This is a genomic window from Noviherbaspirillum album (genome assembly GCF_035916955.1).
In the GTDB taxonomy this organism is placed as follows: domain Bacteria; phylum Pseudomonadota; class Gammaproteobacteria; order Burkholderiales; family Burkholderiaceae_D; genus Noviherbaspirillum; species Noviherbaspirillum album.
The window spans coordinates 1-11,678 of sequence record NZ_JAWIIV010000073.1 but is presented as its reverse complement, the minus strand read 5'-3'; the positions used below and the strand labels follow the sequence as shown (position 1 = coordinate 11,678).

10 protein-coding genes are annotated in these 11,678 nt (G+C 55.6%); 1 reads left to right on the top strand and 9 read right to left on the bottom strand.

Annotated features, from left to right (window positions below):
* On the bottom strand, nucleotides 1-1,149 hold a 1,149-nt coding region (locus tag RY831_RS32030; RefSeq protein ID WP_326510349.1), incomplete at its 3' end, for a hypothetical protein.
* Between the two features lie 1,006 nt (nucleotides 1,150-2,155).
* On the opposite strand from RY831_RS32030, the gene RY831_RS32025 reads away from it, so the two are divergent.
* Nucleotides 2,156-2,584, top strand: coding sequence for a VanZ family protein (locus RY831_RS32025; RefSeq protein WP_326510348.1), 429 nt, complete (start codon nucleotides 2,156-2,158; stop codon nucleotides 2,582-2,584).
* Nucleotides 2,585-2,752: 168 nt separating this feature from the next.
* Here the strand turns inward: RY831_RS32025 and RY831_RS32020 are convergent, their stop codons facing one another.
* The 8 genes from RY831_RS32020 to RY831_RS31985 all read right to left on the bottom strand — a co-directional run bounded on the left by RY831_RS32020 (nucleotide 2,753) and on the right by RY831_RS31985 (nucleotide 11,409).
* On the bottom strand, nucleotides 2,753-3,013 hold the full coding sequence (locus RY831_RS32020; protein WP_326510347.1) for a hypothetical protein: 261 nt from the start codon (nucleotides 3,011-3,013) through the stop codon (nucleotides 2,753-2,755).
* Between the two features lie 148 nt (nucleotides 3,014-3,161).
* Nucleotides 3,162-3,425 carry a hypothetical protein gene (locus RY831_RS32015; protein WP_326510346.1) on the bottom strand — a complete coding sequence of 88 codons (264 nt, stop codon included), beginning with the start codon at nucleotides 3,423-3,425 and terminating at the stop codon, nucleotides 3,162-3,164.
* 421 nt (nucleotides 3,426-3,846) lie between these two features.
* Entirely contained in the window at nucleotides 3,847-4,167 is a 321-nt protein-coding gene (locus RY831_RS32010; protein ID WP_326510345.1) for a hypothetical protein, read from the bottom strand.
* A 136-nt stretch (nucleotides 4,168-4,303) separates the two neighbouring features.
* Nucleotides 4,304-8,056: an AAA family ATPase gene (locus tag RY831_RS32005; RefSeq protein ID WP_326510344.1), complete on the bottom strand. Its 3,753-nt coding sequence runs from the start codon at nucleotides 8,054-8,056 to the stop codon at nucleotides 4,304-4,306.
* Complete coding sequence (locus tag RY831_RS32000) at nucleotides 8,053-9,297, bottom strand: exonuclease SbcCD subunit D C-terminal domain-containing protein (protein ID WP_326510343.1); 1,245 nt, start codon at nucleotides 9,295-9,297, stop codon at nucleotides 8,053-8,055. Before RY831_RS32000 ends, RY831_RS32005 begins: the two co-directional genes overlap by 4 nt.
* A 67-nt stretch (nucleotides 9,298-9,364) precedes the next feature.
* Nucleotides 9,365-9,595, bottom strand: a complete 231-nt coding sequence (locus tag RY831_RS31995; RefSeq protein WP_326510342.1) for a hypothetical protein — start codon at nucleotides 9,593-9,595, stop codon at nucleotides 9,365-9,367.
* Nucleotides 9,592-10,185 (bottom strand): glycine zipper 2TM domain-containing protein, encoded by a 594-nt coding sequence (locus tag RY831_RS31990; protein WP_326510341.1) that lies wholly within the window; start codon nucleotides 10,183-10,185, stop codon nucleotides 9,592-9,594. The genes RY831_RS31995 and RY831_RS31990 overlap by 4 nt, the downstream gene beginning before the upstream one ends.
* A gap of 279 nt (nucleotides 10,186-10,464) precedes the next feature.
* On the bottom strand, nucleotides 10,465-11,409 hold the full coding sequence (locus RY831_RS31985; protein WP_326510340.1) for a chemotaxis protein: 945 nt from the start codon (nucleotides 11,407-11,409) through the stop codon (nucleotides 10,465-10,467).
* Nucleotides 11,410-11,678 lie beyond the last annotated feature (269 nt).

The following is an 11,678-nucleotide window of genomic DNA, read 5'->3' as shown; positions in this document are numbered from 1 at the left end:
GACCGAGCAGACCGCCATGGTCATGCCTTCGCTGGTGCGCCAGCCCTGGAGCTGGGAAGCGGAGAGATTGCCGTCGCAGCCGGTCATGTAGTGGAAGCCGCGCTCGGGATTGGCAATGGTTGCCGTGCTCGCCGTGTAGGTGACCGAGCCCAATGCGCCTGAAGGTGCCGGAGCAGGTGCCGGAGCAGGTGCCGGAGCAGGTGCCGGAGCAGGTGCCGGAGCAGGTGCCGGAGCAGGTGCCGGAGCAGGTGCAGGTGCCGGAGCAGGTGCAGGTGCCGGAGCAGGTGCGGGTGCCGGAGCAGGTGCGGGTGCCGGTGCCGGTGCAGTTATTGCTCCGCTCGACAGAGTCTGGGTTACGGTTGCCGTCATCGATGCCGGCGGTTCGGTTTGCGCAATCATGTTGATTGCCGAAGGTGATCCGAGATCGGCGCGTGCAACGGTAATGCTGGCAACGCCGTTGCTTGCGGAGTACGCGAGATTCTTCACGTAGGTCCAGGACCAGTTAGCGCCGGTGCCTGTGTAACGGAACAGCTTGCCGTTCTCGATCAGGTGCGAAACGCCGATGTTCCCGATCCTGTATCCGGTAGCAGAGTTGCGATCGGTATCAAGGAACAGGCGAATGAATGAAGGCGTGCCGCTGTAAGGAATCTTGTAATAACTGTTGGTGCCATCGCTACTCGTCTGGATCGAAGATGACGCAAGCGTTTGCGTGACTTTTGCCGACATCACCCGCGGCGAGTTCGTTTCGGAAATCAGATCGACGCCGGCGGGGGAGCCGAGATCGGTGCGGGATATCGTGATTGTCGCGGAAGTGCTTCCTTTTGTATAACCTACTGCCTTGACCAGGCTCCAGGTGTAGTCGCTGCCCGAGCCGGTATAGCGGTACAGATTGCCATTTTCAACCGCATAGCTCGCACCGATCGTTCCGAACCGGTATCCGGTCGACGCATTGCGGTCGGTGTCCAGAAAAACGCGAACCCACGCCGGGCTGCCGCTGAAAGGCACCTTGTAATATACGTTATTCGCGTCGCTCGTTGCGGTCGTGGCAGCAGTCTGTGCCATCGCAAGGGGAGACAGGCAAACGCCGGCAGCCAGCATGGCAGCATAGGAGCGTCGCAGGGCGAATCGTTTGTTGGATAAGCGTTGCATGGATTTGGATCCTAAAAAAAATTTCGGGCGTGACCATGCGCTCGCTTCTGCATGGAAGCGGCGCAGTTTGCCTAGGTCAAAGGAAAGGGACGGCGGTTGCTACTCCTGACAAACGCCGGGTGGGTGGTGAAGGAGTCCGAGACGCCGCATGGAATGCGAAGAATGGACAATCGGCCTCGACAACGCATACGCAGGCAAAGGTCTGCCGTAAGCCGGCATATCCGTATCGAGACTCGACCCAGTACATTCATGCGCGCAGCTGCGACGATTGATTACGCGACGATCGCTTCCATACCGAGGGAAGACAGGGGCAAGGACTTCACCGCCGATGCGTGAAACGCGCAGTCGAATATCTGGCACGCGCAGTGCCAGGGCCGGCTGCCCTTTGAAATCAGTGTATCGATCCATGATTTGATCGACCAATCCATCCGGGATGACGTCATCCTGTGTACAGGAACGCAATACCGCGGACGAAAGAATGCCCACGGCAGATTAAATCTGCCGATCGACTTTCAAGGGTCGTTAACGTAATTTGAAAAAAGCGCCTGGATTAATCCAGATGCGTCGCACGGAACGCAGAGGGCAATTTATATTTTTTGACGTATGCCCTCGGAGACATGAAGCATTGAACGTTTCCGCATGAAAATATTACTTGCAGCGATGCTTCCATGCAACCCTTATCTATCGATATTTCCTAAGTATATTTTTCTTTCTTGCTGGAACTTATCAAACCTGTGCAGGTCATGAAACCCTATAAGAAACAAGATGTTACAGAGGGCAGTTATTTGCAACGATTTGCGTCGTCTTGATCCGTGTACCATTGGAAACATAACGCTTGCTAATGAGACGTGGACTGCAAAATCGATAGATGCTATGACTGCACCGAACTTAAGCCATAGGGAAAATTTGACTTATGTGTTACTGAAAAGAGGGAAGTTTGTGCAAAGTAGAGTTGCCTGTCTCGCTAGCGGGTTATCGTTCCATTGTTTTTAACTGCTGAATCCACATGCAATTCATCCTGTTTCCCGAAAGTGCATCCCAGGCGAGCCTGCGGCTGCGCATAGCGTATCTTGGTTATGCCTTTGTCATCATCCTTGGAACAATTCCCGGTGCCCGCGCGGAAGTCGGAGAAGTGGCATCAGGTTTCTTTCTTCATTTTGTTGCATATGCCTGCATGACAGCGTTGCTGTTCACAGGATATCAGGGCACCGCGGGTGCAAGGGCGCTCAGGGCGATCGCGATCGTTGCGGTAATGGGGGCGCTTGACGAGTTTATTCAGTCGTTCTTGCCATATCGAAATGGCACGATAAAGGATTGGTATGTCGATATGGCAGCCGCAATTGTAGCGTCGGCCATATTGGCGCAGCTGTACCTAAAAGCGCGAAGAAAGTCTCCTGCTGCGGCAAAAGCGGCAACTGGACGTGGTGCTAGGTAACAAGCTGAACTAATGCCGACTACGGTACTCGCGCAGTACGCTGATGAGGCACGTCAAGCAGTCGGTGCAAAAAAGCACACGAGCGCGTTGGTTGCCAAGCATAGGGCGACGGCATGGGCGTGATTAAACCTCGCGGAAAGTGTTGTACTTTCCGCGAGGTTTAACAGATCAATCAAAGCGTTTGAGTTTGTCGGGACTTCTTCCAATCCAGCTGCGCGGAGGCATGCACAAGTCGGATGCCTGGCTTTCTTCATCGCTCAATCGGTACATCTTTGCCCAGATGTTAATGCAGCGCGATACGTCTTCGCGCGTAATCTCGTTCGGCCCGCTATCCGGTCGAACCGACTCAAAAAGATTATGCAGTTGAGGAGGGAGATCATTTCCCGGAAGATTTTTTTCGGGAAAGGAACGAGAGATGGATTTTTGCATGGCGGCCTCGCTACAGTGCAGTGCACAAGAATTAGTATATGCCTCTCACATGGCTATGTAAAACAAAAGCATGGCTTTTTAAGAAGGAAGTCCTTTCGCGTTGGTGTCTCGATACACTCTATCCGGTTGGAAAATTTACGAGGATAAATCAACGGACATTTCTCCAAATTTCGCTTGGAGGAAACAAATCTTCGACCGGAACATTCGTACCGAATTCCCTATTTGCATAGCGGCAAATTGCTGCACCTACCTCTACAAATTTTTGGATTTCAGCGTCGCTTAGCCTGCCAGACACCGATTCAATGTGCTTGGCAAGCAATGCGGATATGCAATACAGATCCGTTTCGGGCGCGTCTTCCTGCTCCTCCAACATACGATTCAGCAATCTATACTTATCCACGATGACCTCCATGATTCATTCAAAGTATAGGCTTTGGTCTCAATGGAGCAAGATGCAGCGCAATATGTTTTAGGAGTAATAGAAGGATGAAATGCAACTCTTGACCGGGGCGGTCGCGGATGGAATGAATGTTTAATGCTTGTAGTGTCGCCTGCATATATACAGGTCAGGTTTTAAATCAAATGTGTTAGAAACATCGGTCCTTATCTCCTAACGGCATGAGAAGATTTTAATAAATACTAAAAAGCAGTCTGGCATCTTTTTAATATTAATTAGTTGGCGAAGGATGCCGACTTTAGAGGCGATTGGTACAAATAATAAGGGCGACGTCGCGAGATGTCGCCCTCTCCCGGAGGGAGAGGGCCGGGGTGAGGGGATTCGGCCCAACATATTTTCGGGCCGGATCTATAAATGCAGGTGTTTGATTTTTAAATCAGTTCTTCTTTTCGGCTGCGTCGGCTCGGGCTTCCGCTTTGTCCTTCTTCGCCTTGGCTTCAGCCTTCGCTACTTTTTTCTCTGCCTTGGCATCGGCTTTCGCTGATTTCTCTTCCGCTTTCGCATCTGCCTTTTCTGCCTTGGCGTTGGCTTTGGCGTCCGCCGTGCTGACAGGGGACTCTACCGACGTTACGGTGGATGTTCCCGAACTGATGCCGGCGGAGGGCGCTGTCGTTGTGGTCGTGGTCGCAGCGCCTGTCTGGGCAAATGCGGAGGAGGCGAAGAGGCCGGCGATAAGGGCAGTGACGAGCTTGTTCATCGAATTCCTTTCAAAGAAAATAAAGGTGACATCAAGGTGTCACTTCTTCAGACCACGCTCCTTAAAAAGATTCATTGTCGTTATGTTATCAAGTGTAACGACTGAAATATATCTTCTCTGTCAACCCTGACCGCATTCAAAACACCGATTCGCTCTCGATGCGGACGAGGCTCTTGCCGCCAGCGACCCTCTGCACAAGAACCTTGGTGCCTATCCTTTCGCTCATTTCCTGTACATGGGTAATGACTCCCACCTTCCTTCCTTGTGACTGGAGGCTGTCCAGCGCGTGCATGGCAATGGACAGCGTATCTGCATCGAGACTGCCGAAGCCTTCATCGATGAACAGAGACTCGACGCGGACCCGGTTAGACGACAGCGATGCGAGTCCGAGCGCCAACGCGAGCGATACCAGAAAGGATTCGCCGCCGGACAGCGAATGGATGGAGCGTACCTCGTCTCCCATGTCCTGGTCGACGACAAGCAATGAGAGCGTTTCCTTGACGCGTTCAAGCCGGTATCGGCGTACCAGTTCCTGCAGATGACGATTTGCATAACCGAGCAGAACGTCGAGAGTGAACTGCTGCGCGTAGTTGCGAAATTTTTTGCCATCCGCAGACCCGATCAGCTCCGCTAGTTGTCCCCACAATCTTGCATTGCTCTGTTGCCGCTCTAGCTCCGCGAGCAGCACGGAAGATCTTTCCCGCCGCGAGTCATCTTCTGCCAAAGCCAGCTTGTTGCGGGTGAAGTCGGTACGCATCACTTCGAATCTGGCCAGTACATCATCCAGATGACGTACCACGCCAGCGGGATCTTCTGAACCGACACGTTCATGCTCAAGCGCTGTACGGCGCTGGGTCCGCTCCTGGAAAATTGCATTTGCCGTTTGCATGGCCGTGAAGGCGGCGTGCAATTCATTCCTTTCAGCGGACATCCATTCAAGGCTGTAAGCCAAAAGCTCCTGCAGACGTTCGCGCTCCAGCAGCGCAAACGTATTGGAGTTCGAGGTATTGAAATGCTCAATCCAATCCGCCAGGCGCCCAAGCGTATCGACATGCTCGGCTTCCAGAATTTTCATCCGCTGCCGCACCTGTTCAATATTTTCCTGATGACGGGCTACCGAAATCGCGCAATCCTGGACTTTCATCGACTGTTCCTGCACCGTCGCCATTGCGCTTGCGATGGCAGCGCCGAGTTCGTCTTCCACGACGGCGACATCTTTACCGCCGAATATCCCGGCTCGCAATGCGCGTTTCTCATTAATCCGGCAGCTGTTCTCTTCGAGCGCCTTGGTAGAACGTTCCAATTCCACATCGCTGCGGAGCAGGCCTTCCTGCAGCTTGACACTGTCCGTCTCGAATTCGATCAAAAGCTTGCTGTTCTCGTCTCGGATTCGGCAATGGTCCTGCCAATCCGTCACCTGCCTCACGCATTCGCTTCTGAAAATCGCCGGATTCCGACGCCAGTCCTCTCTCCAATGAGCAAATCCGAATGCAGCGGAGAGTTCGTCCAGTATTTCATTGAGCCTCGCATCGGTTTCCGCCAAACGCGCTGTCAGTCGTTCAACCTCGGATCTGACCTGCCGCTCCTCGTTTGCCAACGAGTCGGACTGCCTGCGTCGCTCTCCCAGTGAGGATGTTGCGGCATCATAGGCGTGTTGCGCGAGTTCCAGGCGGCTTGCGGCCTGATCGGCCTCGGTTTCTGCGAGCGCAAGCTGCTGAAGTCTATTTCGCGCAGTATGAATTTCATCAGCAATCCAGAGGCCGGCGTTGCCGCTACCGCTCAATTCCGCCAACTGCGCCGAGGGGTGCCGCACCCATTCGGCCTCGGCGGCCTGAAGACCCAGGACCGCATCATGAAGCTGCTCCGAAACCGTAGTCAGCCGGCGTCGATTTTCCAGAATCAGCGCGCTGTTGCCTGCTTCTCTCGCTACCGATTGATCGTAGCGCGTACGGCAGGCGGCAGCCTCGGCATCGAATCCGGCGAGCATGGAATGCAAGCGTCCGGTATCGTCCGCATACGGATGCTCGGTAGAGCCGCAGACAGGGCAGGGGGCATCGCTCTCAAGCGAAGCGCGCAAGTTCTCTACTGAATCGCTGCAGGCAATGCGTGCAGCGAACTGCGCTTTCTCCGCCTGATCAAGTGCAGCCTTTGCCACGGCGATGTCGGTTTCGAATCGCCTTTGCATTTCTGCGGCTTCGGTTTCCGAGCTTCGCAAGCGGTCGAATTCGCTCTTCAGCTCGCGTTGGAGCTCCGCCGCGGACTGCAATTCGGACCAAAGGCGCGCGCCATCCTCGAGAACATCACGGTGCGACTCAAGATGTTGCCTCTCCAGACGCAGAGTCGCGCGGGAGTGACTTGCAGATTCAAATTGACAGGTAAGTTTTTGCGCTTCGGCGTCGGCATGCGTCCGGACCGCGTTTGCAAGCAAGCCTTCCAATTCACCCATCTTGTCTTCGACGCGACGCAACGCCTCCCGGCCCTCGGCAAGCTCCTTCGCAAGACCGGTCCGATTTTGCAATTGCGTGTCGGCGTGTTTCAGCAATGAATCCCAGCGCATCCATTGCGAAGCAAGCGGCTCGATGAATGCCTGGTCGGCCATCCATTGTTCCGCAGCCCGCTTTGACTCGACCGCGGCTTCAAACGTCTTTCGACCGGCAGCCAAGCGTGTTTCGATTTCGTTTCTCTCGGCCTGGATTCTTGCAACGGCGGCTTTCGCAAGATCGTTTTCCGGGGCAAGGGCTGCAATCTGCGCATCCAGAGTTTTTGCCTTGTCGATGGCAGGGAGAGCGTCCTTCCGAGTCTGCAACGCCGCGAGGTGCGACTGCTCGGCCGTGCTCATCGCAAGTCGCACATGCTCCTGGTCTTGTCGTGCCGTATCGAGTTGCCTCAGGAGGTGATCGAGTTCGGACTTGTTCGTTTCCAGCGTCGACGCAATCCGTGAAGATTCCTCGACAAGGGCACGTGCGGACTGCACGGCATCCAGAAGCGCCATATGCTTCTGCCGTTCAGCCATGCCCTGATAAATCGAGAACAACCTGCCGGCTTCCAGCCTGGCCAGCTCTTCGCTGCGCTGCGCTTCCTGCAATGCGTTATGCCAGCGCATCTGCGTTTCAAGTTCGCCTTTCCGATGCTCGAGCATCGTCATGGCGTCATGCGCCTGCGCGCAATCCCTTTCCAGTTCAAGCCGTGCTTCCGCGTCTAGCGGCTTCTGGTCGGCAAGACGCTGATTGATTGCGTTGAGTGCCTGCTGCTCCAATTTCGAGCGCTCGAATGCGCGCCTCGACATGTCGCTATAGATTGCCGTACCGGTAAGTGTTTCGAGCAGCTCGCCGCGGTCGCCGTCGTCAGCTCTTAAGAACGCGGAAAACTCGTTCTGTGCCAGCAGGACGGCTCTGGTGAACTGATCGAAATTGAGGCCTATCCGCTGTTCAATCTCTGCCTTGACCTCACGGTTGGTCCCGCCTATCGGATGAAGTTCAGGCAGACTGTGAAGAGACATGGCGACTTGCTGGAGCGCGCCGTCTGCCTTTGCGCGCGCCCGGCGGACGCTCCACCGTGCGCGATAACACTTGGCGTCGTTGCCGATGAAGTCGACCTCGGCATAACCGTCCGCCGCACCGCGCCGCAACAGATTGCGCGTATCTTGCGGTGTCACGGTTTCATCACGCACGTCGGGCAAGCCTATACCCTTGCTGCCGGCGCGCGACAGTCGCGGCGTGGCATCGTAGAGCGCCAGGCATAGCGCGTCGAGCAGGGTGCTCTTGCCTGCGCCGGTCGGACCGCAGATTGCAAATAGTCCAGCCGAAACAAGCGGCTCCTGCATGAAGTCGAGAGCGAACTCGCCGCCCAGCGAAGCGAGATTCTTGCCGGCGATTCTAAGAATTTTCATTTGCTGCCTGCTTCGTCCGCGGAACCAAGCATCAGTTGACCGAAGGCAGCCAACTGTTCATCTGGCGCCACGGCTCCGTATTTTCCCAGGTATAAACGCTTGAAAATTTCCTCAGGCTGGATGCGGTCGAGTTCTTCCGCGGGGATGCGAACATCATCGTGGCTTTCACGTCGGGAAAATGTCGTTTCGATTTTGGCGAGGCGCACATGCTTGCCTTCGAGCGCGGCTTCGATGCGCGCACGCAATCCGGGTTCCGGTCCGTCCAGCCTGACCCTGACCTGGAGGTAGGGCTGACGGTGAGTTTCGGTCATGGACGCGGACTCCAACGCCGCCAAGGCTGCCAGAACTTCGCTTACCGTCGCGGGATTACGTGGAATACGCAACAAATCCACGCTGCGAGGCACACGCAGTTCCGAGACCTGGCTTACCGACTCGCCTTCGAGATCCACGGACAAGACTTGATGTGCATAATCTATCTCGGTGAACGACATTGGCAGCGGGCTCCCGCAGTACCGTATGTGTTCCCGCTTGCCGACGCGCTGCGCCTTGTGCAAATGGCCGAGTGCCGCATAGGCGACCGAAGCATCGAATATGGAATCCGACAGCGCCTCGGCATTGCCCATGATGATCCGCCGTTCCGATTCTTCGGAGGCTTCGCCCCCAAGCATGTGACAGTGGCCCAGCGCGATGATGGCTTGTCCGGAAGCGCGCCGGGCGCGTACGCGCTCGAGCAGTTGCTGATAGAGCAGGGCGATGCCGGCTTGGTAGGGATCGACGGCGTTATCTGCCCGCGGCACGTCGCCCGGCCTGAGAAAGGGCACCGCAAGACACCACGCCGCCACCGTCCTGTCGCGGCGAAGAAGGGGGATCATCAACTGATCAAGGTCGATTTCTCCGTCCTCGCCTCGACGCACATGCCCGACGACCGTCACATCGAGTCCTTCCAGCAGAGGCCGCGGCGCCTCGAGCCTGCCAGGAGAGTCATGATTTCCTGCGATGACGACAATGTTCAGATGAGGCAAGCGATGTTTCGCCCGCTGCAAAAAGGAATAGAACTGCTTTTGCGAGGCGGCCGACGGGTTGGCATTGTCAAACACGTCCCCTGCAATCAGCAGCGCGTCGACATCATGGGTGGCAAGCGTGTCGATCAGCCATGAGAGAAAGTGTTCATGCTCATGACATCGATCGAAGTTATGCAAGGTCTGGCCAAGGTGCCAGTCCGAAGTGTGCAGGAAACGCATGACATCCCTTAATTTCAGCAGCGAAGCAAGACAACACCTGTCGTCTTGGGCCGAAATATAGCAACTGTCAGGAAATGCGTCGAGGTTTGATGCCTGTGCCCGACAGGCGGCTCATGCCTTGCAGTATGAAAAGCGCCTTGGAAGCGGCTTGCGGGGCCGGGACGGGAAGAAGGCGAAAGATAGCAAAAATAAAGAAAACGCCCCGTTCGTCCGGGGCGTTTAAGGGTTTAGCAATAAAGGCTTTAGCAATCTTTCTTATTAATTGATTTTTTAAACGCCAGGCCCGGGCCAGGCTCAAGGATTGCGTTTTGCAATCTCATTACCGATATAGCCGCCGCCAACCGCACCTGCTACGGTTGCCAGGGTCCGGCCGCTGCCTCCGCCGATCTGGTTGCCGATCAAGCCGCCCACCACGGCGCCGACGCCGATGCCAAGCGGGCTATTCTGCGCGACCGGAGCCGGTTGCGGAGCCTGCTGGTAGACAGGCGCCGGCGCCGGTGGCGGCGAGTAGGTTCTTTGCGGCTCAGCCTGAACGACCTGCACAGGCTGTGCACGGGTCGGTGCAGGTTGCTGCACATACTTGTGGTGCACGATCGTCTTGTGACGGACGACTTCCTTGGGTTCCGCCTTTACAACAGGCGCCGCCGCCGGTTGCGGAGCCGCTGCCAGGGCTGCAGCCGGCAACGCCGGCGCGGCCGACGGGGCGCTAGCGGGGACAACAGCCTGCGCAATGGGAGCGGTCGACGGCATCTTGTCCGACACCGTCCCTTGAGAAGTGGGAATAATTCCGATGATGGCGGCCGCCCCGAGCAAGCTTACAAGCATGACAGAAGCAGCGGCACCAGCCATCAAGGGATGAATACGTTGGGAAGTCTGCGGCATTTGCATTTCGGGTTCCATCGAGTTGGGGAGAAGACAAGTGCAGAATAGCGGCAGGCTTTGCAGCGCGGTAGTGCTCTTGTGTATCACAGGTAAGCGCTTGTAACTTGCAGGTATCTTGCTTTGCCGGCATTTGCTCGGCATCAAACATGCTGGAACTTGGAGGGACGACCTTGGCGCGCGACAGACGCCGCGCCGCATGACGTGTTGAATAGGATCAATGCGACTGCGCCCATTCACTTCTGAAGGGCGCAATCCTGTTCATCGTGATTTGAAGCGAGGGGCTGGCTAGAGTATCTGACGAATCTTTTCGGCAAGTTCAGCAGGTGAAAACTTGGCGACATAGGCATTGGCGCCAGCACTCTTTACATGCGCCTCATTGGCAGATCCGGATAGGGAAGAATGAATCAGCACGGGCAGGGTGCTGAAACGGTTGCTTGTCTTGATTTGCCGGGTCAGCGTGAATCCATCCATTTCCGGCATTTCAAGGTCCGTCAGGATAAGCGCCACTTTTTCATTCAAAGGTTTGTTTTCCTTTTCGGCTTCGGTTGCCAGTTGCTCCAGCTTCTCCCAGGCTTCTTTGCCATTCTTGGTCATGATGTAAGGCAGGCCCATATCTTCCAAGCCTTTCTGGATGATGGAACGGGCAATGACGGAGTCATCGGCAGCCAGGATCACCGATCCTTCGGGCAACCGGATATTGGCATTTTCAGTGGGATCCGGAATTTCCTTGCCGGGAGCGAACTTCTGGATAATGGTCTCGACATCAAGGACTTGGACCAGACGGGTTCCGTGCACGTCATCGTCGAGTCTTGCAATGCTCGTAATGGTATTGTCAGCATAGTTCCCGGCGGACGGCCGCACCTGGTTCCAGTCGAGCCTGACGATTTCGTCGACGGCTTCGACCGCAAAACACTGCGTGGTCCGCGCGAATTCAGTAACGAGCAGGATATTGAGGCCGGTTTTCGGTGTGCATCCGATGAGACCGGGCAAATCGATCACAGGGAGGATTTCGCCGCGCAGGTTGACGACTCCCAGCATGTAAGGCGCACTTTCCGCGATCGGCGTGACCGGAGGCATGGCGACGATTTCGCGGATCTTGAAGACGTTGATGCCGTACAGCTCGTTCTGCTCGCCGTTGCTGTCGCCGCCAAGCCGAAACAGCAGCAGTTCGAACTTGTTCGAGGCGGTCAGATTGGTACGTTCATCGACTTCTTGCTGGACAGTGCTCATGCTGTCTCCCTTTGCGTTTTATTGAATTGCGGGTTGGTCCGGTCTACCGACGGATACGGCACGGTCTGCTGGAGAATTCTGACAAGTGTAAAAGCGCTCATGCGTCAAAAATACGCTTTTCTATAGCATGTTGCAAGCAAGCAACGAGATGGGAGCCAAGGCATCATAGCACCATGCCTGCGAACATCTATTGTCAACGCCAAGTTCAAATGTCCGCTATCGGGCAAAGTTCAAATGTCCGGTTTAAAGGGCGGTATTCGTGGTGTTTT